The sequence below is a fragment of the Paeniroseomonas aquatica genome, assembly GCF_030409335.1.
Taxonomy (GTDB): Bacteria; Pseudomonadota; Alphaproteobacteria; order Acetobacterales; family Acetobacteraceae; genus Belnapia; species Belnapia aquatica.
In genome coordinates this window covers 187,608-213,271 of record NZ_JAUFPN010000153.1, presented here as the reverse complement: position 1 = coordinate 213,271, position 25,664 = coordinate 187,608, and the positions used below count along the sequence as shown (strand labels likewise).

Annotated in this window: 26 protein-coding genes and 1 other annotated feature; of the genes, 17 read left to right on the top strand and 9 right to left on the bottom strand. The window is 72.8% G+C overall.

Going from position 1 to position 25,664, the window contains the following annotated elements:
• Positions 1 to 39 precede the first annotated feature (39 nt).
• On the top strand, positions 40 to 855 hold the full coding sequence (gene ygfZ, locus QWZ14_RS16180; RefSeq protein ID WP_290317782.1) for a CAF17-like 4Fe-4S cluster assembly/insertion protein YgfZ: 816 nt from the start codon (positions 40 to 42) through the stop codon (positions 853 to 855).
• Here the strand turns inward: ygfZ and QWZ14_RS16175 are convergent.
• Positions 852 to 1,715, bottom strand: a complete 864-nt coding sequence (locus tag QWZ14_RS16175; protein ID WP_290317781.1) for an SDR family oxidoreductase — start codon at positions 1,713 to 1,715, stop codon at positions 852 to 854. The two genes, ygfZ and QWZ14_RS16175, sit on opposite strands and share 4 nt — an antisense overlap.
• Positions 1,716 to 1,869: 154 nt before the next feature.
• On the opposite strand from QWZ14_RS16175, the gene QWZ14_RS16170 reads away from it, so the two are divergent.
• Positions 1,870 to 2,631 (top strand): hypothetical protein, encoded by a 762-nt coding sequence (locus QWZ14_RS16170; protein ID WP_290317780.1) that lies wholly within the window; start codon positions 1,870 to 1,872, stop codon positions 2,629 to 2,631.
• A 153-nt stretch (positions 2,632 to 2,784) separates the two neighbouring features.
• On the opposite strand, the gene QWZ14_RS16165 is transcribed toward QWZ14_RS16170, so the two are convergent.
• On the bottom strand, positions 2,785 to 3,201 hold the full coding sequence (locus QWZ14_RS16165; protein WP_290317779.1) for a ketosteroid isomerase-related protein: 417 nt from the start codon (positions 3,199 to 3,201) through the stop codon (positions 2,785 to 2,787).
• Between the two features lie 65 nt (positions 3,202 to 3,266).
• On the opposite strand from QWZ14_RS16165, the gene QWZ14_RS16160 reads away from it, so the two are divergent.
• The 5 genes from QWZ14_RS16160 (at position 3,267) to ppdK (ending at position 9,765) form a co-directional block, all read left to right on the top strand.
• Entirely contained in the window at positions 3,267 to 4,166 is a 900-nt protein-coding gene (locus QWZ14_RS16160) for a glycine--tRNA ligase subunit alpha (protein WP_290317777.1), read from the top strand.
• Positions 4,167 to 4,203: 37 nt separating this feature from the next.
• On the top strand, positions 4,204 to 4,455 hold the full coding sequence (locus QWZ14_RS16155) for a type II toxin-antitoxin system VapB family antitoxin (protein ID WP_290317776.1): 252 nt from the start codon (positions 4,204 to 4,206) through the stop codon (positions 4,453 to 4,455).
• Positions 4,452 to 4,853 (top strand): type II toxin-antitoxin system VapC family toxin, encoded by a 402-nt coding sequence (locus QWZ14_RS16150; protein ID WP_290317775.1) that lies wholly within the window; start codon positions 4,452 to 4,454, stop codon positions 4,851 to 4,853. The genes QWZ14_RS16155 and QWZ14_RS16150 overlap by 4 nt, the downstream gene beginning before the upstream one ends.
• Positions 4,854 to 4,856: 3 nt before the next feature.
• Positions 4,857 to 7,010, top strand: a complete 2,154-nt coding sequence (glyS, locus tag QWZ14_RS16145; protein WP_290317774.1) for a glycine--tRNA ligase subunit beta — start codon at positions 4,857 to 4,859, stop codon at positions 7,008 to 7,010.
• A gap of 82 nt (positions 7,011 to 7,092) precedes the next feature.
• Positions 7,093 to 9,765, top strand: coding sequence for a pyruvate, phosphate dikinase (gene ppdK, locus QWZ14_RS16140; protein ID WP_290317773.1), 2,673 nt, complete (start codon positions 7,093 to 7,095; stop codon positions 9,763 to 9,765).
• An 85-nt stretch (positions 9,766 to 9,850) separates the two neighbouring features.
• On the opposite strand, the gene map is transcribed toward ppdK, so the two are convergent.
• Genes map through QWZ14_RS16125 form a run of 3 tightly spaced genes read right to left on the bottom strand, consistent with a single transcriptional unit; the run spans position 9,851 to position 12,219 of the window.
• Complete coding sequence (map, locus tag QWZ14_RS16135) at positions 9,851 to 10,642, bottom strand: type I methionyl aminopeptidase (RefSeq protein WP_290317772.1); 792 nt, start codon at positions 10,640 to 10,642, stop codon at positions 9,851 to 9,853.
• Between the two features lie 22 nt (positions 10,643 to 10,664).
• The gene (locus QWZ14_RS16130; protein ID WP_290317771.1) at positions 10,665 to 11,336 is read right to left on the bottom strand and encodes a TetR/AcrR family transcriptional regulator; all 672 of its coding nucleotides are present in this window, start codon (positions 11,334 to 11,336) and stop codon (positions 10,665 to 10,667) included.
• A 52-nt stretch (positions 11,337 to 11,388) separates the two neighbouring features.
• On the bottom strand, positions 11,389 to 12,219 hold the full coding sequence (locus QWZ14_RS16125; protein ID WP_290317770.1) for a S49 family peptidase: 831 nt from the start codon (positions 12,217 to 12,219) through the stop codon (positions 11,389 to 11,391).
• Positions 12,220 to 12,276: 57 nt separating this feature from the next.
• On the opposite strand from QWZ14_RS16125, the gene QWZ14_RS16120 reads away from it, so the two are divergent.
• The 5 genes from QWZ14_RS16120 to QWZ14_RS16100 are packed head-to-tail and all read left to right on the top strand — an operon-like array spanning position 12,277 to position 15,938.
• Positions 12,277 to 12,636 carry a hypothetical protein gene (locus tag QWZ14_RS16120; RefSeq protein ID WP_290317769.1) on the top strand — a complete coding sequence of 120 codons (360 nt, stop codon included), beginning with the start codon at positions 12,277 to 12,279 and terminating at the stop codon, positions 12,634 to 12,636.
• Positions 12,633 to 13,823 (top strand): FAD-dependent oxidoreductase, encoded by a 1,191-nt coding sequence (locus QWZ14_RS16115; protein WP_290317768.1) that lies wholly within the window; start codon positions 12,633 to 12,635, stop codon positions 13,821 to 13,823. Before QWZ14_RS16120 ends, QWZ14_RS16115 begins: the two co-directional genes overlap by 4 nt.
• Positions 13,820 to 14,452, top strand: coding sequence for an isochorismatase family protein (locus QWZ14_RS16110; protein ID WP_290317767.1), 633 nt, complete (start codon positions 13,820 to 13,822; stop codon positions 14,450 to 14,452). Before QWZ14_RS16115 ends, QWZ14_RS16110 begins: the two co-directional genes overlap by 4 nt.
• Positions 14,453 to 14,484: 32 nt before the next feature.
• Positions 14,485 to 15,231, top strand: coding sequence for a hypothetical protein (locus QWZ14_RS16105; protein WP_290317766.1), 747 nt, complete (start codon positions 14,485 to 14,487; stop codon positions 15,229 to 15,231).
• A complete protein-coding gene (locus tag QWZ14_RS16100; protein WP_290317764.1) occupies positions 15,228 to 15,938 on the top strand; it encodes a ribonuclease activity regulator RraA in 711 nt (236 codons plus the stop codon). The genes QWZ14_RS16105 and QWZ14_RS16100 overlap by 4 nt, the downstream gene beginning before the upstream one ends.
• 70 nt (positions 15,939 to 16,008) lie before the next feature.
• On the opposite strand, the gene QWZ14_RS16095 is transcribed toward QWZ14_RS16100, so the two are convergent.
• The 4 genes from QWZ14_RS16095 to QWZ14_RS16080 all read right to left on the bottom strand — a co-directional run bounded on the left by QWZ14_RS16095 (position 16,009) and on the right by QWZ14_RS16080 (position 20,155).
• Positions 16,009 to 17,487: a SulP family inorganic anion transporter gene (locus QWZ14_RS16095; RefSeq protein WP_290317763.1), complete on the bottom strand. Its 1,479-nt coding sequence runs from the start codon at positions 17,485 to 17,487 to the stop codon at positions 16,009 to 16,011.
• 44 nt (positions 17,488 to 17,531) lie between these two features.
• Positions 17,532 to 17,587, bottom strand: a sequence feature (sul1 is cis-regulatory element that is thought to sense ions involved in sulfur or methionine metabolism; They are found in Alphaproteobacteria).
• Positions 17,588 to 17,630: 43 nt separating this feature from the next.
• Positions 17,631 to 18,449: an ABC transporter permease gene (locus tag QWZ14_RS16090; RefSeq protein ID WP_290317762.1), complete on the bottom strand. Its 819-nt coding sequence runs from the start codon at positions 18,447 to 18,449 to the stop codon at positions 17,631 to 17,633.
• Entirely contained in the window at positions 18,449 to 19,387 is a 939-nt protein-coding gene (locus tag QWZ14_RS16085) for an ABC transporter permease (protein ID WP_290317761.1), read from the bottom strand. The genes QWZ14_RS16090 and QWZ14_RS16085 overlap by 1 nt, the downstream gene beginning before the upstream one ends.
• A gap of 6 nt (positions 19,388 to 19,393) precedes the next feature.
• Positions 19,394 to 20,155, bottom strand: a complete 762-nt coding sequence (locus QWZ14_RS16080) for an HpcH/HpaI aldolase family protein (protein WP_290317760.1) — start codon at positions 20,153 to 20,155, stop codon at positions 19,394 to 19,396.
• 522 nt (positions 20,156 to 20,677) lie between these two features.
• Here QWZ14_RS16080 and QWZ14_RS16075 point away from each other — a divergent pair.
• The 5 genes from QWZ14_RS16075 (at position 20,678) to QWZ14_RS16055 (ending at position 25,660) form a co-directional block, all read left to right on the top strand.
• Entirely contained in the window at positions 20,678 to 20,809 is a 132-nt protein-coding gene (locus tag QWZ14_RS16075) for a hypothetical protein (RefSeq protein WP_290317759.1), read from the top strand.
• Between the two features lie 52 nt (positions 20,810 to 20,861).
• Positions 20,862 to 21,743 (top strand): dimethylarginine dimethylaminohydrolase family protein, encoded by an 882-nt coding sequence (locus QWZ14_RS16070; RefSeq protein WP_290317758.1) that lies wholly within the window; start codon positions 20,862 to 20,864, stop codon positions 21,741 to 21,743.
• Positions 21,740 to 23,134 carry an FAD-binding oxidoreductase gene (locus QWZ14_RS16065; protein ID WP_290317756.1) on the top strand — a complete coding sequence of 465 codons (1,395 nt, stop codon included), beginning with the start codon at positions 21,740 to 21,742 and terminating at the stop codon, positions 23,132 to 23,134. The genes QWZ14_RS16070 and QWZ14_RS16065 overlap by 4 nt, the downstream gene beginning before the upstream one ends.
• A 49-nt stretch (positions 23,135 to 23,183) precedes the next feature.
• Complete coding sequence (locus QWZ14_RS16060) at positions 23,184 to 24,365, top strand: MFS transporter (RefSeq protein ID WP_290317755.1); 1,182 nt, start codon at positions 23,184 to 23,186, stop codon at positions 24,363 to 24,365.
• Positions 24,366 to 24,460: 95 nt separating this feature from the next.
• Positions 24,461 to 25,660 carry an efflux RND transporter periplasmic adaptor subunit gene (locus tag QWZ14_RS16055; protein WP_290317754.1) on the top strand — a complete coding sequence of 400 codons (1,200 nt, stop codon included), beginning with the start codon at positions 24,461 to 24,463 and terminating at the stop codon, positions 25,658 to 25,660.
• The last annotated feature ends 4 nt before the right edge of the window (positions 25,661 to 25,664 follow it).

Sequence of the window (25,664 nt, the reverse complement as noted above, 5' to 3'; positions counted from 1 at the left end):
CGCCTTGTCGCAGAGGGGCGGGCGGCCCAAGTCCCCGCCATGCCGATCGCCATCCTGCCCGACCGGGGCGTGCTCGAAGTCACCGGGGAGGACCGGGTCGCCTTCCTCCAGGGACTGGTCTCCAATGACGTCGCCCTGGCCGCGCCGGGCCGGGCGGTCTTTGCCGCCCTGCTGACGCCGCAGGGCAAGTGGCTGGCCGATTTTTTCGTGGTCGCGGCCGGCGAGCGCCTGCTGCTGGACTGCGAGGCGGCGCAGGCGGCGATGCTGGCGCAGCGGCTGGCGCGGTTCCGGCTGCGCTCCAGGGTCGCGTTGCAGCCGCTGCCGCTGGCGGTCGCCGCCGGCTGGGGCGGCGCGCCGCCGCCGCCGGGCGCGGTGCCCGACCCGCGGCTGGAGGCGGCCGGCTGGCGGGCGATCGGCGCCGAGGTCGCGGCCGATGCCACGGCCGAGGACTACGACCGCCACCGCCTGGCGCTCGGCCTGCCCGACGGCAGCCGCGACCTGCTCGCCGAGCAGAGCCTGCTGCTGGAGGCCGGCTTCGACGAGCTGCACGGGGTCTCCTGGACCAAGGGCTGCTACATGGGCCAGGAGCTGACGGCGCGGACCAAGTACCGCGGGCTGCTGAAGCGCCGGCTGGTGCCGGTGGCCATCGAGGGTCCCCTGCCCGCCCCCAGCACGCCGGTCCTGGCCGGCGCCGCCGAGGTCGGCGAGATGCGCTCCGGCCGGGACGGGCTGGGCATCGCCCAGCTCCGGCTCGAGGCGCTGGACGGCAGGGCGCTCCGCTGCGGCGAGGCCGCGCTGGTGACGCGGCGGCCGGGCTGGATGGTGCTGCCAGCCGCTCAGCCCCCCGCCGCCTAGCCGTTCACCACCGTGCCGCCGTTCGGGTGCAGCACCTGGCCGGTGATGTAGCCGCTGTCGCTGTCGGCGGCGAGGAAGATGTAGCTCGGGGCGCATTCGTCGGGCTGGCCGGCGCGGCCGAGCAGGGTCGAGGCGCCGTGCTTGGCCGAGCCTTCGTCGTCGAAGCTGGCCGGGATCAGCGGGGTCCAGATCGGCCCCGGCGCCACCGCGTTCACCCGGATCTGCCGGCTCTCCCAGAGCTGCTGCGACAGGCTGCGGGTGAAGGCGAGGATGGCGCCCTTGGTGCTGGCGTAGTCCACCAGTCCGGCGCTGCCCTTGTAGGCGGTGATCGAGGTGGTGTTGATGATGCCGCTGCCGGCCGGCATGTGCTTCAGCGCCGCCCTGGTCACCCAGAACATGCCGAGGATGTTGGTGCGGAAGGTCCGCTCCACCTGCTCCTCCGGGATCTCGGCGAAATCCTCGCAGATGTGCTGCTCGGCGGCGTTGTTCACCAGCAGGTCGATCCGGCCGCCGAGGAATTTGGCCGCCTGGTCCACCGCGCCGCGGCAGAAGCCGGCATCGCCGATGTCCCCGGGCAGGGCGAGGCAGCGGCGGCCCTCGGCCTCGATCAGGCGCCGGGTCTCGGCCGCGTCCTCGGTCTCGTCCTTGTAGAGGATGACGACGTCGGCGCCCTCCTTGGCGAAGCCGATGGCCACCGCCCGGCCGATGCCGCTGTCGCCGCCGGTGACCACGGCGCGGCGGCCGGCGAGCTTGCCGCTGGGGCGCCAGTTCGCCATGCGGTCCTGCGGCTGGGGGTCCATCGGCGCGGTCAGGCCGGGCTGGCGATCCTGGTGCTGGGGGGCTTGCTGCTGGTCGGACATGGGAGGGGCCTTTCCGGGTGGAGGCGTTCGGCTGCTGCGACAACAGGCCGCGCCCGGCGCGGGTTGCCGCGGGGCGGGCGGAACGAAGCCGGCGCAACGAAGGCTTAAGGGCCGCCCGGCCATGCTGCGCACCGCAGCCGCGAGGAGGCAGCCCATGGATCCCGCGACCGGCATCGCCCGCCCCGGCACCTCGGCGAAGGCGGCCGGCAAGCCGCAGCGCCCGGCCAAGGCGGACGGCTTCAAGCAGGCCATGGCCCGGGCGATGGACGGGGCCGGGCCGCCGGCCCCGGCCGCGCAGTTGCGGCCACGGCCGGCAAGCCTCGCCGGCGCGGCCCCGGCGGCACCTGCCGGCCGCCCCCGGCCGGCCGACGCCGCCTTCCGCGACCGCATCGCGCTGCTGGAGAGCAATGCCCGCGGCCCGGGCCAGGGGCTGGCGGCGCGCAACCCCGGCTCGGGCGCCCTCGGCCGCTACCAGCTTACGCCGCAGGCGCTGCAGGACCTCGGCTGGCAGGACGCGGGCGGCGCCTGGACCCGGGTCGCGGCCGGGCACGGCGTGCGCTCGGCGGCGGATTTCCTCGCCGCCCCGGCGGCGCAGGAGGCCGCGATGGCCGCCTACCTGCGGCGGGCGGAGCAGCAGCTCGGCCGCAACGGCAGCCTCGCCCGCAGCGGCGGGGCGGTCAGCGGCCTCGACGGCCAGGCGGTGCCGCTGACCGAGGCGGGGCTGGTCGCCGCGGCGCACCGGCGCGGCGCCGCCAGCGTGGCCCGCTACCTGCAGCACCGCAGCACGACCCCGGAGGCGCCGCTGAGCCCGGCCCAGCGCAGCAGCTTCGCCGCGGTCGAGCGCCGGCTGCGCGACTTCGCCGCCCTGCCCTATGCGCTGGCGACGCGGGCGGCACCGCGCGACCCGGCCGGCTAGAGCAAACTCCGATCTGATGGACTCATCAGATCGGAGAAATTTGCTCGCCAGAACAACAGGCTAGAGCGGGCTCCATGAGCCGGTGCGAACGGAAACCGCTCTAGCGCGGGCCCCTTGGGCCCGTGCGGACGGAAGCCGGCCGGCCCGGTCGCCTCACGCCGCGCCGCCGATCTGCCGCAGCCATTCCTGCAGGTTGTAGTAGGTCGTCACCCGGGTGATCCGGCCCTCCGCAACCGCGAAGAAGGCGCCCGCGGCCAGGCTGTAGCGCTGGCCGCGGGCGGGCGGCAGGCCGGCGTCGGTCGCCAGGTACTCCCCCTCCACCACGAATTCCGCCGCCGCCCGGCTGCCGGAGGCATCAACCATGATGGTGAGGCCGGTGAGGCGTTCCCGGTAGGAATGGTCCATGTGGCCGAGGAAGTCGCGGAAGGCCGCCTTGCCCCGCTCGCGCGGGCCCTGGTTCACGTCGTGCACCACATCCTCGGCCAGCAGGGCGAGCATCGCCTCCCGGTCGCCATGGCCGAAGGCGGCGTAGTAGGTGCGGATCAGGCTTTCGGTCTCGGTTTCGGTCATCGCGTCCATCCCGGCAATTGGCGGCCCACTATGTTCGAGGCCGCGGCCATGGCAAAAGGCGGCGCATGCAGACCGCCCCCGCACCCAGCCCTGCCGCCCCCGGCCTCCGGACGAAGCCGCTCAGCTTCCAGGACATCATCCTGACGCTGCACGCCTATTTCTCGGCCCAGGGCTGCCTGATCCTGCAGCCCTACGACATGGAGGTGGGCGCCGGCACCTTCCATCCGGCGACAACCCTCCGGGCGCTGGGGCCGAAGCCCTGGAAGGCGGCCTACGTCCAGCCCAGCCGGCGGCCCTCGGACGGGCGGTACGGGGAGAATCCGAACCGGCTGCAGCACTACTACCAGTACCAGGTCATCCTGAAGCCGAGCCCGCCGGACCCGCAATCCCTGTTGCTGGACGCCTACCGGGCGCTCGGCCTCGACCCCCGGGTGCACGACTTCCGCTTCGTCGAGGACGACTGGGAGAGCCCGACGCTGGGCGCCTGGGGCCTCGGCTGGGAGGTCTGGTGCGACGGCATGGAGGTGACCCAGTTCACCTATTTCCAGCAGGTCGGCGGCATCCCCTGCGCCGTGCCCTGCTGCGAGCTGACCATCGGGCTGGAACGGCTGGCGATGTACCTCCAGGGCAAGGAGAGCATCTACGACCTCGACTTCAACGACGAGGGCGTGAAGTACGGCGAGGTCTTCCTCCGGGCCGAGCGGGAGTACAGCGCGCACAACTTCGAGCACGCGGACGTCGCCGTGCTGTTCCGCCACTTCGAGGATGCCGAGCGCGAATGCGCCGCGCTGCTGGCCCACGGGCTGGCGCTGCCGGCCTACGACCAGTGCATCAAGGCCAGCCACCGCTTCAACCTGCTGGACGCCCGCGGCGCCATCAGCGTGACCGAGCGGGCCGCCTATATCGGCCGGGTCCGCGCTTTGGCGAAGGGCTGCTGCGAGGCTTGGTTGGCCGGGGACCATTAGGGTAGAATACCTCGCGGCGTTATACCCGGAGGGTCCGATGGGTCAGCTGAACATCAAGGACGAGACGCTGATCGCCGAGGCGAAGGAGCTGGCGGCCCTGCTCGGCACCTCCGCCACCGCCGCGCTGCGGGAGGCGGTGCAGACCCGGCTGGCCCAGGAGCGCCGGGACCGCGCCGCACTCGCCGAGGAGCTGATGGCCATCGGCCGCCGCGCCGCCGCCCGGCTGACGCCGGAGCAGCGCCGGCCGGACCACGCCGAGCTCTACGACGACCGCGGGCTGCCGCGATGACGGCGGCGGTCATCCTCGACACCTCGGCGATCATGGCCATCCTGTTCCAGGAGGCCGATGCCCAGCGCTTCTCCGATGCCATCGCCGCGGCGCCGCGGCGGGCAATCTCGGCCGCGACCCTGGTCGAGGCCGGGATCGTCGCCCAAGGCCGCGGCGGCGCGCCGCTGCGCGAGGACATGGAAGCCCTGCTCGCCCGCGCCCGGACCGAGGTGGCAGCCTTCACCGCCGAGCACGCCGCCCTGGCGGCCGAGGGCTGGCGCCGCTATGGCAAGGGCCGCCACCCCGCCGGGCTGAACCTCGGCGACTGCTTCGCCTATGCGCTGGCGCGATCGCGCGGCGAGCCCCTGCTGTTCAAGGGCACCGACTTCGCCCAGACCGATGTGAAGGCCGCGCTGTAACCCATGCCCGAATTGCTGATCGAGCTCTTCTCCGAGGAAATCCCCGCCCGCATGCAGGCCCGGGCGGCGGAGGACTTCGCCCGCCTGCTGCAGACCGAGCTGCGCGCCCTGATGCCCACGGCCCCCCGGCCGCTGTCGGGCCCCCGCCGCATCGCCCTGGTCGGCGAGATGGCGGCGCGGGCCGAGACCCCGGGCAAGGAGGAGCGCGGCCCCCGCATCGGCGCCCCGCCGCAGGCGCTGGACGGTTTCCTGCGCAAGCATGGCGCGACCCAGGACCAATTGACGCAAGAAGGCCAGTTCTGGGTCCTGGCCAAGCCGGCCGAGGTGACGCTGGCGACCGAGCTGCTGGCCCAGGCCGTCCCGGCCGTGCTGCGCACCTTCCCCTGGCCGAAATCCATGCGCTGGGGCAGCAGCGACTTCGCCTGGGTCCGGCCGCTGCAGCGGGTGCTCTGCCTGTTCGACGGCGCGCCGGTCCGCTTCCCCCTGGCCCATGGCGGCGATGCCGTGCACGGGCTGGCCGCCGCCGACCTGACCGAGGGCCACCGCATCCTGGCCGGCACCGCGCCCTTCGCGGTGACCGGCTTCGCTGACTACGAAGCCGGGCTGCGCCAGCGCTTCGTCATCGCCGACCCGGCCGAGCGGGAGCGGCTGATCGGCAACGGCGTCGCCGCCCTCGCCGCCGCCGAGGGTCTGGAGGTCGTCCCCGACCGCGGCCTGCTGGCCGAGGTCGCCGGGCTGGTCGAATGGCCGGTGCCGCTGCTGGGCCGGATCGACGAGGCCTTCATGGACCTGCCGCCTGAGGTCATGCGCACCACCATGCGGGTGAATCAGCGCTACTTCGCCCTCCGCCGTGCCGATGGCCGCCCTGCCCCGCGCTTCGCCCTGGTGGCCAACATAACCCCCGCGGACGGCGGCCGGGCGATCGTCGCCGGCAACGAGCGGGTGCTGCGCGCCCGCCTGGCCGATGCCCGCTTCTTCTGGGACCAGGACCGCAGGCAGACCCTCGAGAGCTTCCTGCCGAAGCTCGACGCCGTGGTCTTTCACGCCAGGCTCGGCACCCAGGGCGAGCGGGTGCGGCGGCTGGAGCGGCTGGCCGGGCTGATCGCCCTCCAGGTGGATGCCAACATCAAGCTGGCGGCCCGGGCCGGGCTGCTGGCCAAGGCCGACCTCGCCTCCGGCATGGTCGGCGAATTCCCCGAAGTCCAGGGCATCATGGGCCGCTACTACGCGCTGGCCGACGGCGAGGACCCGCGGGTCGCCGAGGCGATCGGCGGGCATTACCGGCCGATGGGCCCGGGGGATGCGGTGCCGTCCGAGCCGGTGGCCGTCGCGGTGGCGCTGGCGGACAAGCTGGACCAGCTGGCCGGCTTCTTCGCGGTGGGGGAGAAGCCGACCGGCTCGGGCGACCCTTACGCGCTGCGCCGCGCCGCGCTCGGCGTCATCCGCATGATCCGCGAGGGCGGGCTGCGGCTCGGCCTCGCCGGGCTGATCGGGGAGGCCTTCTTCGGCTTCGCCCAGGCGACCGGCGCGACCGCCAGCCCCGAATTCGGCATGGCGGTCGCCGCCGAGAAGCTGAATGCCGGCTGGCAGCCGCCGGCCGACTCGGACCACCCGCCGATGGTCGCCGCCTTCGCCGCCGGGGTGCTGGACTTCCTGACCGACCGCCTGCGGGTGCAGCTCCGCGCCGAGGGTGCCCGGCACGACCTGGTGACCGCGGTCTTCGGCGCCTCGCCGGACGACGACCTGACCCGGCTGCTGGCCCGCAGCGAGGCGCTGGGGACCATGCTGGCGACGCCCGATGGCGCCAACCTGCTGGCCGCCTACAAGCGGGCGGCCAACATCCTCAGGATCGAGACCCGCCGGGATGGCCCGCACGACGGCCCGGTGGACCCGGCCCTGCTGGTCCTGCCGGCCGAGCAGGCGCTGGCCGCCGCGGTCGGGGCCAGGGCGGCGGAGGTGGCCGCGTCGCTCGCGGCGGAGGAGCCGCTGCGGGCCATGGAATCCCTTGCCGGGCTGCGCGCTCCGCTCGATGCGTTCTTCGAGAGCGTGGTCGTGAACGACCCCGATCCGAAACTTCGGGTAAACCGCCTGCGTTTGTTGCGTCGGCTCTGCACCGCCATGGATGCGGTGGCGGATTTCGCGAAAATCGAAGGTTGAATCGCTTCCGGCATGGCACAGTGCCCGCCCGGACGCTGCATGACACGTCAAATGCCATGCCATCTGCAAGAAGGACGTCACCGTGAACAAGTGGGTCTACAGCTTCGGGGCCGGCCATAACGAAGGCAAGGCCGAGATGCGCAACCTGCTCGGCGGCAAGGGCGCCAACCTGGCCGAGATGGCCAGCATCGGCCTGCCCGTGCCCCCCGGCTTCACCATCACGACCGAGGTCTGCACCGCCTATTACGACAACGGCAAGAAATACCCGCAGGAGCTGAAGGACCAGGTCGCCGCCGCGCTCGGGCTGGTCGAGCAGGCCGTCGGCATGCGCTTCGGCGACGAGAAGAAGCCGCTGCTGGTCTCGGTCCGCTCCGGCGCCCGGGTCTCGATGCCCGGCATGATGGATACCGTCCTGAACCTCGGGCTGAACGACGCGACGGTCGCCGGCCTCGCCGCCGCCTCCGGCGACCCGCGCTTCGCCTGGGACAGCTACCGCCGCTTCATCCAGATGTTCGGCAGCGTGGTGCTCGGCGTCGACCACCACCGCTTCGAGGAAATCATCGAGCACGTGAAGCTCGACCGCGACGTCCACGAGGACACCGACCTCAAGGCCGAGGACTGGCAGACCGTCGTCACCGGCTACAAAGACATGGTGGCCCAGGTCATCGGCAAGCCCTTCCCGCAGGACCCGGAGGAACAGCTCTGGGCGGCGATCGGCGCCGTCTTCGGCTCCTGGATGAATGCCCGGGCCAATACCTACCGCCGGCTGCACGACATCCCCGCCAGCTGGGGCACCGCGGTGAACGTCCAGGCGATGGTCTTCGGCAACATGGGCCAGGATTGCGCGACCGGCGTCTGCTTCACCCGCGACCCCAGCACGGGCGAGAACATCTTCTACGGCGAGTACCTGATCAACGCCCAGGGCGAGGACGTGGTCGCCGGCATCCGCACGCCGCAGCCGATGGCCCAGCTCAAGGCCAAGCCGCATGAGCGCAGCATGGAAGTCGCCATGCCCAAGGCCTACCAGGAGCTCGTCGCGGTCCGCGCCAGGCTCGAGCAGCACTACGCGGACATGCAGGACATCGAGTTCACGGTGCAGCAGAACAAGCTGTACATGCTGCAGACCCGCAACGGGAAGCGCACCGCCGCCGCCAGCCTCAAGATCGCGGTCGACATGGCGCGCGAGGGGCTGATCGACCAGACCGAGGCCATCAAGCGGGTGAACCCCTCGGCGCTCGACCAGCTGCTGCACCCGACCCTCGACCCCAAGGCACCCCGGAAGCTGCTCGGCAAGGGCCTGCCGGCCAGCCCCGGTGCCGCCTGCGGCGCGGTGGTGTTCTCCTCCGATGAAGCGGAGGCGCGGGCGGCCAAGGGCGAATCGGTCATCCTGGTCCGCATCGAGACCAGCCCGGAGGATATCCACGGGATGCATGCCGCGTCCGGGATCCTCACCACCCGCGGCGGCATGACCAGCCACGCGGCGGTGGTCGCCCGCGGCATGGGCCGGCCCTGCGTCGCCGGCGCCGGCGGCGTGACGGTGGATTATGCCGCGCAGGCGCTGATGTCGGGCGGCCAGGTGGTCCAGGGCGGCGAGATCATCACCCTCGACGGCGCGACCGGCGAGATCTTCATCGGCTCCGTCGCCATGGTCGAGCCGCAGCTCTCGGGCGACTTCGCCACGCTGATGGAATGGGCCGACGGCGTCCGCCGCCTGAAGGTCCGCGCCAATGCGGAGACGCCGCTCGATGCCGATACCGCGCGCAAATTCGGCGCCGAGGGCATCGGCCTCTGCCGCACCGAGCACATGTTCTTCGACCCCGCCCGCATCGGCGTGGTCCGGCAGATGATCATGACCGATTCCGAGGGCGGAAGGCGCGAGGCGCTGGCGCGGCTGCTGCCCTTCCAGCGGGCCGATTTCATCGAGCTGTTCCGGATCATGGCCGGGCTGCCGGTGACCATCCGCCTGCTCGACCCGCCGCTGCACGAATTCCTCCCCCATTCCGAGGAGGAGATCGGCGAGCTGGCGACGGCGATGGGCAGCGACCTCGTCACCATGCAGCGCCGCGCGGCGGACCTGGCCGAGGCCAACCCGATGCTCGGCCACCGCGGCTGCCGGCTCGGCATCTCCTACCCCGAGATCTACGAGATGCAGGCCCGCGCCATCTTCGAGGCGGCGGTCGCCACCGCGAAGGAGACCGGCGCGGCGCCGGTGCCCGAGATCATGATCCCGCTGGTCGCCACCAAGAAGGAGCTCGAGATCACCCGCGCCCAGGTGGACAAGGTGGCCAAGGAGGTCTTCGCCGAGAGCGGCGTGACCATCGAGTACTACGTCGGCACCATGATCGAGCTGCCGCGCGCCGCGCTGACCGCCGACAAGATCGCCGAGGTCGCCGACTTCTTCAGCTTCGGCACCAACGACCTGACCCAGACCACCTTCGGCCTGTCGCGCGACGATGCCGGCAAGTTCCTGCCGGTCTATGTCGAGAAGGGCATCCTGCCGAAGGACCCCTTCGTCTCGATCGACATCGAGGGCGTCGGCGCCCTGGTCAAGATCGCCAAGGAGAAGGGCCGGTCGGTGAAGTCCGACCTGAAGCTCGGCATCTGCGGCGAGCATGGCGGCGACCCCGCCTCGATCGCCTTCTGCGAGGAAGCCGGGCTGGATTACGTCTCCTGCTCGCCCTACCGGGTGCCGGTGGCCCGGCTGGCGGCGGCGCAGGCCGCGCTGTCGTCGGGCGGCGGCGACCGCACCGCCTGAGGCGGGCCGGGGAGGGAAAGGCAGTCCCTCCCCGAACCGCTCCTTGTCTTTCTCCGCGGCAGGGGACGCTGGCCCGCCGCGGCGATCAGGCCACGGCCGGAGGCGGCCGGGCCAGCCCCGCGGGCGAGAGGGTGAAGATCTCGTAGCCCGTCTCGGTCACCCCGACGCTATGCTCGAATTGCGCGGAGAGGCTCCGGTCGCGGGTCACCGCGGTCCAGCCGTCGCCCAGTACCTTCACCTCCGGCCGTCCCGCATTCACCATCGGCTCGACCGTCAGGAACATCCCGGGCCGCAGCGCCGGTCCATCGCCGCGGCGGCCGTAGTTCAGCACATCCGGCGCGTCGTGATAGACGCGCCCGAGGCCATGGCCGCAGAAGTCGCGGACGATGCTGAAGCGCTCCGCCTCCGCATGCCGCTGGATGGCGAAGCCGATGTCCCCCACCGTCGCGCCGGGGCGGATCGCCGCGATGCCGCGCATCATGGCGGCATGGGTCACCTCCATCAGGCGCAGCGCGCGGGTGCCGACCTTGCCGACCCCGTACATCCGGCTGCTGTCGCCATGCCAGCCGTCGAGGATCACCGCCAGGTCGATGTTGAGGATGTCGCCCTCCGCCAGCCGCCGCTCGCCGGGGATGCCATGGCAGACGACGTGGTTGAGCGAGATGCAGGTCGCATGCGCATAGCCGCGGTAGCCCAGCGAGGCCGGCGTGGCCCCGTGGTCCAGCACGAATTCATGGCAGAGCCGGTCGAGCCCGGCGGTGGTGATGCCCTCCAGCACATGCGGGGTGATCATGTCGAGGGTAGCCGCCACGAGCCGCCCGGCCGCCCGCATCCCGGCGAAATCCTCGGGGGAATGCAGCTTGATGCTTCGGCGCATGACAGGTTCGTCCATCGGCAGTTCAGGCGGCGTGGGAAGGGATGCCGGCAGGCCCGCCTTCATGCGAAGCCGCGGGCCGCGGGCCCCTGGCCTGCGTGGCGGCGACGGGCATTCCGGCATGCAGCTCGGCGATCATCCGCTCGACGAAAGGCGGCAGCGTGCCGCCCCGCATCAGGTGGGGACGAAGGATCGCGATCGGCGCGTCGAAGATCAGGAATTTGGCGCGGGCCAGTTCCTCCTCGCAAAGGGCATCCGCCCCTTGGGTGTCCCCCCTTCGGACGGCGAGGCAGGCCCGGAAGGCGCCGTCGAAGGCCTCCTCCAGCCGCTCGAGCTCCAGCCGCTGCGGCGCCGGCGGCGGGGTATCCTCGAACAGGGTGACCGGCTCGTGCAGGAGCAGGAAGCGGGCGCGGTGCCCGTTCTCCCGCGACCAGGGCAGGATGGCGAGCGCCGCATCCCGCGGACGGCCTTCATGCAGCAAGGGCGCCAGCGCCCTGGTGAAGGAGCCATAGGCCGCATTCCAGGCCGCGCCGAGGACCGCCGCGCGCGATTCGAAGCGATGGTAGATCGAGCCTGTGGGCGCCCCCACCCGCCGGGCGATGGCCTGCATCGTGGCGGCCGCGGGGCCGCCCTCGCCGACCAGCGCCATCGTGGCCTCGATGAAATCCTCCTCGGAGTAACGCGCCGTCCTGACCATACCAATTAGAATGACCGTTTTAGAATGCGCTGTCCAATTGGCCCATGCGACGTCAGAGCCCCAGCCGCCCCCAGGCCGCACGCTCCTCCAGCGCCCCGATCACCGCCTCGGCCTCGAGGCCCGGCAACAGCCGCCGCAGCAGCCCCGGCCTGCGGCCGCCGACGGGGATCAGCTTCGCCTTGTCGCCGAAGCGGCGCTTCGCCTCCCCCGCCGCATCGCCCAGGCGGTCCGCCAGCCCCAGTTCCACCGCCTTGCGGCCGGGCCAGAAGCGGCCGGTGAACAGCGCCTCGGGCGCCGCCTTCAGCTTCTCCGCCCGGCGGGACAGCACCCAGGTGCGGAATTCCCCGTGCAGGTCCTCGAGCAGCACCTCGAGCCGGGCGACATCCTCGGGCACCTCCGGCCGGAAGGGGTCGAGGAAGTTCTTCTCGCTGCCGGCGGTATGCATCCGGCGCTCGACGCCGAGCCGCTGCAGGGCACCCTCGAAGCCGAAGCCGGCGGCGACCACGCCGATCGAGCCCAGGATGGAGGCGGGGTCGGCCACGATCTCGTCCGCCGCGCAGGCGATCCAGTAGCCGCCCGAGGCCGCGGCATCCTCGACGCAGGCGACGACCGGGACCTGCTTCTCCTCGGCCAGCCGGCGGATGTGCCGGGCGATGAGGCTGGACTGCACCGGCGAGCCGCCGGGGGAATTGATCACCAGGAAGACCGCGGCGACCCGCTTCAACCCGAAGGCCCGGTCCAGCACCGGCGCCACGCCGGCGAGGCTGATGCCGCCGGCGAAGCCGGGGCGGGCGCTGATGCTGCCCTGCAGCCGGACCACGGCGATGCGCGGCGCCTGGGACGACCAGGGGCCGGGAATGGAGCGGAGGAGTGATTTGATCATGGCTTGAACAGATGCCCGCCGCGGCGCCGCCATCAAGGCGTGGCATCCCATCGCCCCATGACGAAACGTGACGCCCTGGGCCTGCTGGCGGTGGTGGTGGCGCTGGCCGGGCTGCTGGCCTACCGCGCCGCCTATGTGGAACCGCGGGACTGGGCGGCCGCCTGCGCGGCGGCGATGCCGCGGCCGGCCTGCCTGCCGCGGGAGGCGCTGCTCTGGCTGCAGCACTGGCAGCTCTGGGGTTGCGCCGCCCTCGGACTGGGCGCCTGGTCGCTCTACGGCGCGCCCTTCGCCGCCCGGGTGGCCGCGGTGGCCCTCGGTGCCGTGGCGGTGGCGAATTACAACGCCACCTGGGGCATGCTGGGCCTGGCGCTGGGCGCCTGGGCCTGGATCAACGACAGCACAAGGACAGGCTCATGAAGGCGCAGCGCATCCTCATCGCGGGGGCGGGGCCGGTCGGCCTGGTCGCCGCCGCGGCGCTGGCGGAGGACGGCATCCGGGTCACCATCGTGGAGGCCGAGCGGGAATTGCCGGACGACCTGCGGGCCTCGACCTTCCACCCGCCGACGCTCGACATGCTGGAGCGCTTCGGCGTGGTGCCGGCGCTGCTGGCGGTGGGCCGGGTCTGCCCGACCTGGCAGGTCCGCGACCGCGCCGCCGGGCCGGTCGCCACCTTCGACCTCGGGCGGCTGCGGGACGAGACCCGGCATCCCTACCGGCTGCAGTGCGAGCAGTGGCGGCTGACCCGGCTGCTGCGCGACCGGCTGGCGGCGCGGGGCGAGGTCGAGTTCGTCTACGACGCGCGGGCGACCGGGGTGCGGCAGGATGCCGATGGCGTCGTCCTGACCGTCGCCCGGGCCGACGGCAGCACCGAGGAACTGGCCGGCGCCTTCCTGATCGGCGCCGACGGCGCCCGCAGCGCGGTGCGCCAGGCGGCCGGGATCGGCTTCGCCGGGATGGCCGCCCCGGAGGTCTATCTGGCGCTCTCGACCCCCTTCGCCTTCCAGGAGGCGATCCCCGGCCTGGCCGACATCGCCCATGTCTCGGACCCCGAGGACTGGTTCGTGCTGCTGCGGACCCGCCTGCTGTGGCAGCTGCTCCTGCCGCCCGACCCGGCCGAGCCGGGGGAGCGCATGATGTCCGAGAGCCGGCTGCAGGCGCGGCTGCAGGAGGTGCTGCCGACCGGCACCGCCTATGAGCTGCGCCACCGCACCGCCTACCGGGTGCATGAGCGGGTGGCCGAGCGCTACGTCGCCGGCCGCGTGCTGCTGGCCGGCGATGCGGCGCATGTGAGCCACCCGCTCGGCGGCATGGGCATGAACGGCGGGCTGCACGACGCGATCAACCTCGCCGCCAGGCTGGCCGCGGTCTGCCGCGGCGAGCCGGTGGCGACGCTCGGCCGCTACGAGCGGCAGCGGCGGCAGGCGGCGCTCGGGCTGGTGCAGGACGGGGTGCTGCGGCGGCGGCGGAACCGGCGCGACCCCGCGGCCCGGGCGGCCTACCATGCCGGGCTGCGGGCGACGGAGCAGGACCCGGCGAGGCACCGGGCGCATCTGCTGCAGGCCTCGATGATCCGGTCGCTGCACGAGCTGGAGGCGGTGGCATGACCGGGGCGGACGACATCTACCGGCAGCAGGGCTTCGGCGGGAGCAGCGGCATCGGCCTGGCGCCGGCGCTGGTCATCGTCGATTTCGTGGTCGGCTTCACCATGGCGGACCAGTTCGGCGGCGGCAACATCGGCGCGGCGATCGCAGAGACGGTGCGGCTGCTGGACTTCGCCCGGGCGCAGGGCTGGCCGGTCGCGCATACCCGCGTGGTCTATGCCGAGGACGGCGCCGATGGCGGCGTCTTCAGCCGCAAGGTCCCGGCCCTGCTGCGGCTGACCGAGGCCAGCCCGCTGTCGCAGATCGTCCCCGAACTGGCGCCGCGGCCGGGCGAGCTGGTGGTGCGCAAGCAGGGCGCCTCCGCCTTCTTCGGCACCGCCCTGGCCGGCTGGCTGGCGATGCGGCGTGTGGACACGGTGGCGGTCGCCGGCTGCACCACCTCGGGCTGCGTGCGGGCGACGGTGGTGGATGCGCTGCAGTCCAACTTCCGCACCCTCTGCGTCACCGATTGCGTCGGCGACCGCGCGCTCGGGCCGCATGAGGCCAGCCTCTTCGACATCGGCCAGAAATACGCCGACCTGCTGGACCGGGCGGCGCTGGAAGCGGCCTGGCTGGGCCGCGGCGGGGCCTGACCCGCGGCGCCGCCCGGGTATAGGCTGGCGGCATGATCCGAGCCCTGCCCCGCCGCAGCCTGCTGGCGCTGTGCGCCCTGCCGCCGGCCGCCGCGCCGGCCGCGGAGGGGCGGGCGCTGCGCCAGGCCCCGGAAGGTCCGCAGCGCGGCCCGGCCGAGGCCCGCGGCGCCCTGGTCTGGGCCCACGCCCACTACGCCGAGGGGCCGCCGCCGGGCCTGCCGCCCTTCGCCGCCCGCCTGGCCGCCGGGGATCACGGGTGGGACCTCTGGCGGCTCGACCGCATCGGCGCCCGCGACCCGCTGGCCGAGGGCGCCGAGGCGCTGGCCGCCGGCACCGCGGCGCTGCGCGCCGGGGGCTACCGGCAGGTGGCGGTCATCGGCGAATCCCGCGGCGCCTTCATCGCCCTCACCGCGCTCCGCACCCCGCATCTCGCCGATGCCATGCTGCTGCTGGCGCCCGCCGCCCACGGCACGAGTGACGCCCGCAAGCCCCAGGCCCTGGCCGAATTCGAGGCCGCGCTGGAGGCCGCCGCGCCCGATTGCCTGGCCCGCGCCGCCCTGGTGCTGTTCCGCGACGACCCCTACGACCCGGACCCGGAGGCCCGCGCCAGGGCCTTCCGCAGCGCCATGGCCCGCCGCCACATCGAATCCCTGCTGCTCGACCGCCCGGCCGAGCCCCGCGGCCACGGCGGCGCCCGCGACCCCGAATTCGACGCCCGCTTCGGCGCCCGCCTGGCCGGCTTCCTCGCCCCCCACCTCACTGCCCAGGGAACGCCATGAACTCCGACACCCGCCGCAAGCTGGCCGAGGTCAGCACCGCCACCCTCACCACCGTGTTGTTCAAGCACGGCTTCCGCAACCTCTTCCTGCAGGGGCCGCGGCTGATCAACCCGCGGGCGCCGCGCCTGGTCGGCCCCGCCTATACGCTGCGCTACATCCCGGCGCGGGAGGACCTCGACACGCTCGACGCCTTCCTCGATCCCGCCCACCCGCAGCGCGTCGGCGTCGAGGCCTGCCCGGAAGGCGCGGTTTTCGTGGTCGACAGCCGCGGCGACCCCAAGGCCGCGAGCGCCGGGGGCATCCTGCTGACCCGGCTGATGGCCCGCGGCGCCGCCGGCGCCGTCACCGACGGCGGCTTCCGCGACACGCCCGAACTGGCGGAGATGCCCTGGCCCATCTACCACGCCGCGCCGAGCGCCCCGACCAACCTCATCCGCCACCATGCGGTGGATCTGAACGTGCCGATCGCCTGCGGCGAGGTCCCGGTCTATCCCGGCGACATCATGGTGGGCGACGGCGAGGGCGTGGTCTGCATCCCCGCCCACTTGGCGGACCAGGTCGCGGCGGAGGCCTTCGAGCAGACGGTGGTCGAAGATTTCGTGCAAGGCCGCGTCGCCGCCGGCCATACCATCCGCGGTCTCTATCCGATGACCGATCCGGCCAACCGCGAATTGCTGGCGGCTTGGCGGAAGCAGCAGGGGCGGTAGGCGTCATCCGAGGGGAGCGCCGCTCCCCTCGGGCTCCCCCCGCCGGAGGCCGGAGGGCCTCCGGGCACCGTCAGTGCAGCGGCGCGGCGGTGCCCTCCTGCCGATGCGCCCCGAAGCGCTCGACCATGGTCTCGCTCGCCGCGTTCAGCCCGATGACCTCGACCGCCTTGCCGTGCCGGCGCGCCTTCAGCACCACCTTGTCCAGCGCGCCGACCGCCGAGATGTCCCAGAAATGCGCCGCGCCGACGTCGATGACGAGGCGGTCCACATCCTCCTGCACGTCGATCGCCTCGGCGAAGGTGCCGGCGGAGGCGAAGAAGACCTGCCCCTCCACCAGGTAGCGCCGCTCCCGCCCATCCGGCGACAGGGTCGAGCTCACCCGGCTGAGGCGCGAGACCTTGCCGGCGAAGAACACGCCCGAGAGCAGCACCCCGACCAGCACGCCCTTGGCGAGGTCGGCCGTCGCCACCGTGGTCGCGACCGTCGCCAGCATCACCACCGAGGACGGCACCGGGTTGCGCCGCAGCCGCACGACGGAAGCCCAGGAGAAGGTGTTGATCGAGACCATCACCATGACCGCCGTCAGCGCCGCCACCGGCACGATCGCCAGCAGGTCCTGCAGCAGCACCAGCAGCGCCAGCAGGAAGACGCCGGCCACCAGCGTCGAGAGCCGCCCGCGGGCGCCCGAGGTCACGTTGATGACGGATTGCCCGATCATCGCGCAGCCGCCCATGCCGCCGAAGACGGCGGAGGCCATGTTCGCCGCGCCCTGGCCGTAGCATTCGCGGTTCTTGTCGCTCGGCGTATCCGTCATGTCGTCGACGATCTGCGCCGTCAGCAGCGATTCCAGCAGCCCGACCGCGGCCAGCGTCAGCGAGACCGGGGCGATGATGCGCAGCGTCTCCCAGGTCAGCGGCACGTCCGGCAGCGCGAAGCTCGGCAGGGTGCTCGGGAGCGCGCCGAGATGCGCGACCGTCCGCACATCCAGCCCGAAGGCTGCCACCAGCACCGTCAGCACCGCGATGGCGACCAGCGGCGCCGGCACCGCCTTCGTCACCAGCGGGAACAGGTAGATGATCGCCAGCCCGAGCCCGACCAGCCCGTAGGTCGCCGGCGGCACGCCCAGCAGCTCCGGCAGCTGCGCCAGGAAGATCAGGATCGCCAGGGCGTTGACGAAGCCGGTCATGACGGACTGCGAGACGAAGCGCATCAGCCGCCCCAGCCGCAGCGCGCCGGCGATGAGCTGGAAGACGCCCATCAGCACGGTCGCCGCCAGCAGGTACTGCAGCCCGTGGTCGCGCACCAGCCCGCCCATCAGCACCGCGGTCGCGGCGGTCGCGGCGGAGATCATCGCCGGCCGGCCGCCGAGGAAGGCGATGACGATGGCGATGACGACGGAAGCATAGAGCCCGACCTTGGGGTCGACCCCGGCGATGACGGAGAAGCCGATCGCCTCCGGGATCAGCGCCAGCGCGACGACGATCCCGGAAAGGATCTCGGCGCGCGGATTGGCGAACCAGGCCCGCAGGGAGCCATTCAATGTTTGCATGGGAAGAATCAGCCTCGCGCCCCGTCCTGCGGTGGCGCCCTAGGCGTTATCCGGCGGATCGGCGGCCGGAAGAGCCACCCGGATTTGCACCGGGTCCTGACGAGTGCCGCAGCCTAGCTGCCGCCTTGCCGCGGTGCAACACGTCAGCCGCGCCGCACCCCGTCGGCCACCAGGGTGCAGCCGGCGACCGCCGCCAGGATCGCCAGCCCCGGCCAGACCGCCCCCATCGGCGCGGCGAAGACCATCTCCTGCGCATTGGAGAGCATGTTGCCCCAGCTCGGCGCCGGCGGCTGGATCCCGAGGCCCAGGAAGCTCAGCGTGCTCTCGGCCAGGATCGCCCCGGCGACGGCGAGCGCCGCGGCGACGGAGACCGGCCCGGCGATGTTCGGCAGCACGTGCCGCCAGAGCACCCGCGCCTCGGAGGCGCCGGAGACCCGCGCCGCCGCCACGTAGTCCAGATTGAACTGGGTCAGCGCCGCCGCCCGCGCCAGCCGCGCCACCCCGACCCAGCCGAAGGCCACCAGGATGAGGACGATGCGGGCGATATCGGCCGCCGCCTCGCCCCGCGGCAGGCCGAAGCGCCCGGTATCCACCGCCGCCAGCACCACCAGCAGCGGCAGCGCCGGCAAGGCCAGCAGCCCGTCCGCCAGCCGCATCAGCACCGCATCGACCCATCCGCCCCGCCAGGCCGCGACCAGCCCGACCAGCGTGCCGAGCCCGGTCGCCCCCAAGGCCACCGCGACGCCGACCGCCAGCGAGACCCGCGCCCCGAACAGCAGCCGCAGCAGCACGTCCCGCCCCAGCTCGTCGGTGCCGAGCGGATGCGCGGCCGAGCCTGCGCCGAAGCGGGAGAAGAGGTCGGGCGCGAAGGGATCGTGGCCGAGCAGGGCCTGCACCAGCGGCGCCGCCGCGGCGCCGAGCCCCAGCGCCGCCAGCAGCGCCAGCCCCAGCCAGAGCCGCATCAGCCGGCCAGCCGCGGGTCGATCAGCCGCTGCGCCACGTCGGCGGCGAGCGTCGCCAGCATCGTCACCAGCCCGGCCAGCAGCAGCGCCAGCAGCGCCAGGTTGTAGTCGTTGCCCATGATGCTGTCGTAGATCAGCTTGCCCATCCCCGGCCGGGCGAAGATCGTCTCGGTCACCAGCGCGCCCGAGACCAGCGCCCCGGCATCCAGCGCCGCGACCGTCACCACCGGGATAGCCGCGTTGCGGAAGGCATGGCCCCAGATGACGGCGCGCGGCGGCAGCCCCTTCATCCGCGCCGTCCGCACATAGGGCTGCGCCATCTCATGCTGCATGGCCGCCATTGAATGCCGGAGATAGGCCGCCGCATTCACCACCGCCAGCGTGGCCACCGGCAGCGCCAGGAAGCGCGCCGCCTCGAGCACGCCCCCGGCCTCGGCGCTGCCCCCCGCCGGCAGCCAGCCGAGCCCCACCGCGAAGACGATGATGAACATGATCCCCAGCCAGAAGCTCGGCACCGATTGCGCCAGGATGGCCGCGCCATCCGCCACCGGCGCCGCCCCGCGGCGGACCGCGCCCCACACCCCGGCGCCGATGCCGAGCACCGCCGAGAGCGCCAGCGCCCAGCCCAGCAGCACCAGGGTCGAGCCCAGCGCCGGCCAGAGCACCTGCGCCGCCCGCACCGCATAGAGCCGGGAATAGCCGAAGTCGCCCCGCAGCACGGCACCGGCCCAGGCGAGGTAGCGCTGGTATAGCGGCTGATCCAGCCCATGCAGCGCCCGCATCCGCGCCACGTCCGCCGCGCCCATCGCCGGATCCGACAGCATCGCCAGATCCAGCGGGTCGCCCGGCATCAGGTCCATCGCCAGCCAGACCAGGGCGGAGACGATGACCAGGGTCACCACCATCTGCCCCAGCCGGCCGAGGACGAGCCCGACCATGCGGTATTAGCCGCGGACTTCCTTGATCGCCGCCTTGGCCGCGTTGACCATGAGGCCGACGTCGTTGCCGCCGACCGTCACCAGCTTGAAGCCCATGTCGATCATCTTCTTCGCGTATTTCGGCGAGGAGTTGTGCAGCCCCGCTGCGATGCCGCGCTTCGACGTCTCGGCGATCAGCCGCTCGTAGATCTTGAGGATGTTCGGCTCCTCGCGGTCGAGGATCGGGATCATGCCCATCGACAGGCCGAGGTCGGAGGGGCCGACGTAGATGCCGTCGATGCCGGGCACGTCGAGGATGGCGTCCAGATTGTCGAGCGCGGTCTGCGTCTCGATCATCGGGATGACCAGGATCTCGTCGTTGGCGGTCTTCTGGTAGCCGCCGGCCTCGCCGTAGACGCCGGCGCGGATCGGGCCGTTGCTGCGGGTGCCGCGCGGCGGGTACTTGCAGTACTGCACCAGGGCGCGGGCCTCGGCCTCGGTGTTGATCATCGGGCAGATCACGCCATAGGCGCCGGCGTCCAGCACCTTGCCGATGATGCCCGGCTCGTTCCAGGGCACCCGCACCATCGGCGTGACGCCGGAGGGCTGCATGCCCTGGAAGCAGGCGACGCAGCTCAGGTAGTCCTGCACGCCATGCTGCATGTCGACCGTGACGCTGTCCCAGCCGGCCTGGCTGTACATCTCGGCGCTGAACGCGTTGGGGATGGCGAGCCAGCCATTCACCACCGGCTTGCCGGCCTGCCACGCTGCCTTGACCTTGTTCGCCATCATTTCCCCCAGGGGTATTGCACGGGGTCGTGACGCTAGGCGCGGGGTGGGAAGGCGTCAACGCGAGGGCACGGCGGCGCTACCGTTCCAATAACGTTCCAATTTCCTGTCGCTCATGCTAGGCTGCGCCGGCCAACGCCCGGGGTCCGTGCCGCCTCCGGCCAGGGGGCGGCTCAAATCCTCAAAATTTTTACCGGCGCCGGTCCATCACGGATGTCGGCATTTAAAATCAATACCTTAGGGGGCCTGGGCGGGGCGGGGAGGCGCCGGAATTTAGGGAAATTGAGCGGAATTGAGCGGAATTTTAGCGCCTCCGACGAGCGCCCCGCGGCGCCGCAACCCTGCCGCCATCGCCCGGCAATGCCGCCGCGGGCAGCCTTCGCCATCCCCGGGACGCGCGCCATGCACATCCGCACCCTCGTCCTCAGCCGCGACGACCCCGCCGAGCCCGGCCTGCTCATCCGCCGCTAGGCCCGCGTCCGGGTCTGCTGGGAGGTCAGCTTAGGCGCCTGGGCCTGGCAGTTGCTCAATGCCGCGGGCGAGGCCGCCTGCCCGATGATCGGCCCCTTCCCCGCCGGCGAAAGCGCCTTCGAGGATGCCCTCGCCCGCTACGGCGGCACCTGGGAGGCGGAGGAGGTCATCGCCCCCGCCTGAGCGCCCCCCCGTAGCCCTGGACGCCGCCCGCCCGCGGCGCCACCTTGACCGGATGCCCGCCGAACCCCCTCGCTGGACCGTCGCCTCGGAGACCGGCCGCCTTACCGATGTGCTGGTGTGCGCGCCCGACCACTATCGCTGGCTGCCGACCAATACCATCGCCCGCCGCACGCTCGCGGGCGGCGGCCAGCCCGACCTGCAGGGCCTGCAATCCCAGCACCGCGAACTGGTCCAGGCGCTGGAGCAGGGCGGGGCCCGCGTCCACCACCTGCCGCCCGAGCCGCACCTGCCCTACATGGCCTATACAAGGGACAGCGTCGTGGTCACCCACCGCGGCCCGGTGCTCTGCCAGCTCGAACGGCCGCAGCGCCGCGGCGAGTATGCCGCGCTGATCGACTGGCACGGCGGCCCAGGGGGCGATGGTTTCTGGCGAAAGTCGTCGGCCGGCACGCTGGAGGGCGGCGACATCCACATCCTCCGCCCCGGCCTCGCCCTGATCGGCGCCAGCGGCGGCCGCACCGACGAGGCCGGCGCCGGGCAGCTCGCCGGCTGGCTCCGCGCCGAGGGCTGGGAGGTGCGGGTGCAGCCCTTCGAGGAGCATTTCCTGCACCTCGACGTGCTGTTCTGCCTCGCCGCCCCCGGCCTTGCCGTCGCCTGCCTCGACGTGCTGCCGGAGGATTTCATCGCCTGGCTGGCCGCCCACGGCATCCGCTGCATTCCGGTGCCGTACCGGGAGGCCATGCAGCTCGGCTGCAACATCCTTTCCCTCGGCGGCGGGCGCGTGATATCGGCCCGCGAAAGCCTCCCCCTGAACGCCGCCCTGCGGTCCGAGGGGCTCACCATCCTCGACCCCGCCCTGTCGCTGTTCACCGCCGGCGGCGGCGGCCCGCATTGTCTCACCTGCCCGCTCGCGCGGGAGGAGGAAACCCGATGAATACGATCTCCCCCCGCCCCGTCGATGCCGTCATCGCCGCCGTCCGCGACCTCATCGGCGAGCGGCTCTCGACCGCCCAGGCCATCCGCGAGCAGCACAGCCGCGGCGAGGACCAGACCCCGCCGACCCTGCCCGACGCCGTCGCCTATGTGGAGACGACCGGGGAGGTCAGCCGCATCCTGGCGCTCTGCAACCAGCATGGCGTCCCCCTCGTCGCCTTCGGCGCCGGCACGTCGCTGGAGGGCCACGTCAACCCGGTCCGCCGGGGCATCTCGCTCGACCTCAGCCGCATGACCAGCGTGCTCGAAGTGAACCCCGAGGACATGGACTGCCTGATCGAGCCCGGCGTCACCCGCCAGCAGCTCAACGACCACCTGCGCGACCAGGGCATGTTCTTCCCCGTCGACCCCGGCAGCGTCTGCACCATCGGCGGCATGTGCGCGACGCGCGCCTCCGGGACCGCCGCCGTCCGGTACGGCACCATCAAGGAGAACGTGCTGGGCCTCGAGGTCGTGCTGGCCGATGGCCGCGTCATCACCACCGGCGGCCGCGCCCGCAAGGCCGCCAATGGTTACGACCTGACCCGGCTGATGATCGGCTCCGAGGGCACCCTCGGCGTCATCACCAGGATCCGCCTCCGCCTGCACGGCATCCCGGAGGCGATGTCAGCCGCCGTCTGCCAGTTCCCCGACCTGAAGTCGGCGGTCGAGACGACCATCGCCACCATGCAGGCCGGCATCCCCGTGGCCCGGATCGAGCTGCTGGACGCCGACCAGATGCAGGCCTGCATCAACTACTCGAAGCTTGAGGGCTACCGGCCGACGCCGACCCTCTTCCTCGAATTCCACGGCAGCCCCGCCGGGGTGAAGGAGCAGGCCGAGGCGGTGGAGGAGATCGCCGCCGACTTCGGCGGCGAGGGCTTCGCCTGGGCGACCGACGCCGAGGCCCGCGGCCGGCTCTGGAAGGCCCGGCACGACGCCTATTGGGCCGCCCTCGCGCTGATCCCCGGCTCCCGCGGCATCACCACCGATGTCTGCGTCCCGATCTCCCGCCTGGCCGAGGCCATCGTCGGCGCCAAGGCGGATGCCGTCGCCTCCGGCATGACCACCTGCATCGTCGGCCATGTGGGGGACGGCAATTTCCACCAGGTAATCCTGTTCGACCCGAACGACCCGCAGGGCCACGAGAAGGCCTGGGAGATCGACAAGAAGATCGTGGCGCGCGGCCTGGCCCTCGGCGGCACCTGCTCGGGCGAGCATGGCGTCGGCCTCGGCAAGCGCGAATTCCTCGAGACGGAGCACGGCGCCGAGGCGCTGGCGGTGATGCGCGGCATCAAGGCCAGCCTCGACCCCAAGGGCATCCTCAACCCGGGCAAGATGTTCCGCAACTGAGCCTGCCGGTTGCCCGACCTCGGGGCCGCCTGCCTTTAGGGAGAGAAACGTGCCGCGAACCAGCGGTTACGCGGTGCCGATCCTGGCGCTCGCGCTCGGCCATGTCTTCTCCAACGCGGTGCGCACCCTGCCGGCGCTGGCCGCCGACGTGCTGGCCCGCGACCTCGGGCTCGGCGCCCAGGGCCTCGCCGCGCTGACCGCGGTGCTGCCCTTCGCCTTCGCGCTCGCCATGGTCCCGGTCGGCATCGGCCTCGACCGCTTCGGGGTGCGGCGCACCGCGCTCAGCCTGCTGGCGACCGGCATGGCGGGGGCGGTCATGGCCGCCGCGGCACCCAATGCGGCGGTGATGCTGCTGGCGCAGGTGGTGCTCGGCATCGGCTGCGCCGGGATGCTGATGGGGCCGATGACCTATGCCGCCCGGGCCGTCGCGCCGGCGAAGTTCAGCCTCTGGTCCGGCATCATCCTCACCTTCGGCAATACCGGCATGCTGCTCTCGGGCAGCCCGCTGGCCTGGCTGGTGGACTGGCAGGGCTGGCGGGCCGGCTTCTGGGCCATGGCGGCGCTGGCCGCGATCGCCTTCGCCGCCGTGGCGCTGACGGTCCACCAGCCGCCGCCCGCGCGCCGGGAGCCCCGCTCGCTGCTGCAGGATGCGCGGGAGGTGCTGGCGATCGCCGCCTCGCCGCGGCTGCGGCCGCTGATGGTCTTCGCCTTCGCCAGCTTCGCCGTGGTGCTGGGGGTGCGCGGGCTCTGGGGCGGGCCCTGGCTGATGGAGGTGAAGGGCTATTCCCGGATCGAGGCCGGGCATGTGCTGTCCGGCTGCGCCCTGGCGCTGGTCGTGGCGCCGGTCGCCTGCGGCTGGATCGACCGCTGGCTGCAGCGCCCGGTGCTGCTGCTGGCCGGCAGCCACCTGATCGTCGCCGGGCTGATCCTGGCGCTGCTGGCCGGGCGGGGGCTGCCGCTCGGCTTCGATGCGCTCATCTTCGTGCTGATCGGCGCCGTCATCTCCTTCCAGATGGTCACCTTCGGGGTCATCCGCGGCCTGGTCCCGGCCGAGCAGACCGGCCGGGCACTCTCGGCGCAGAACATCTCCTTCTTCGGCGGCGCCGCCATCATGCAGGGGGTCTCGGGCGTGGCGGCGGCCTGGGGCGGGATCGGCGCGGCGCTGGCCAGCTTCGCGCTGGCGCTGCTGGTCTGCACCCTCGGCTACCTGGGGCTGCGGCGAAAGGCCTAGCGCCCCCGGCCGCTGATGCGCGCCGTTCGCAAAGAGGCCTTGGCGTCCGGCCGCCGGCCCTGGTATCGCCAGAGGCCTCGATCCGGATGCCCCTGATGCGTCGTCTCACCGCTGCCCTCCTGGTCACCCTGCTCGGCGCCGCCCCGGCGCTCGCCCAATTCGGCCCGCAGGGACCGCCGGCCGTGGGGGTGATGACCGCGGCCCGCCAGCCGGTGACCGAGAGCACCGACTTCACCGGCCGGATCGAGGCGGTGAACCGGGTCGACATCCGCGCCCGCGTCACCGGCTTCCTGCAGGAGCGCACCTTCCAGGAAGGCCAGGAGGTCAAGGCCGGCGACGTGCTGTTCCGGATCGAGCGGCCGCCCTTCGAGGCGCAGCTCGAGCAGGCGCGGGCCAATGTCGCCTCGGCCCAGGCGACGCTGGAGAATGCCCGGGTGGCGCTCGCCCGGGCGCGGGAGCTGCAATCGACCGGTGCCGGCACCCGCGTCGCCCTCGACAATGCCCAGGCGCAGGAACGCACCGCCAACGCCACCCTGCTCGGCGCCCAGGCGGCGGTGCGGGTGGCCGACATCAACCTCGGCTACACCGACATCCTCTCCCCGATCGACGGCAAGATCGGCCGCGCCTCGCTCACCCCGGGCAACGTGGTCTCCCCCACCCTGACCGAGCCGCTGGCGACCATCGTCAGCCAGGACCCGATGCGGGTCGCCTTCACCGTCTCCTCCCGCGCGGCGGGCGAGCTGCAGGCGCGCTACGAAAGCCGCGGCGGCCCCAGCGCGGTGGTGGTGCGGGTGCGGCTGAGCGACGGCCGGCCCTATCCCCAGGCCGGGCGGATCGAGTTCATCGATACCCAGGTCGACCGCAACACCGACAGCCTGCTGATCCGCGCGCTCATCCCCAACCCGCGCCGGGAGGGCGTGCAGGCCGGCGCCGCCGGCGACCGGGCGTTGATCGACGGGCAGTTCGTCACCGTCACGGTCGAGGGCAACGAGCCGGTGCAGGCCATCGTGCTGCCCCGCGCCGCGGTGCTGCAGGACCAGGGCGGCAACTACGTCCTGGCGGTGGACGCCGAGAAGAAGGCGCAGCGCAAGCCGGTGCGGCTCGGCCGGACCATCGGCGACCAGGTGGTGGTCGAGGACGGCCTGGCCGGCGGCGAGCAGGTCATCAGCGAAGGCCTGCAGCGGGTGCGACCGGGCCAGGAGGTGAACCCGGCCCCGGCCGGCGCGCCGCCGCCGGGCGCACGCCCCCCCGGGGCACCCGCTTCGCCCCCGGCCCCGGCCGGCCGGGCGGGCTGAGCCG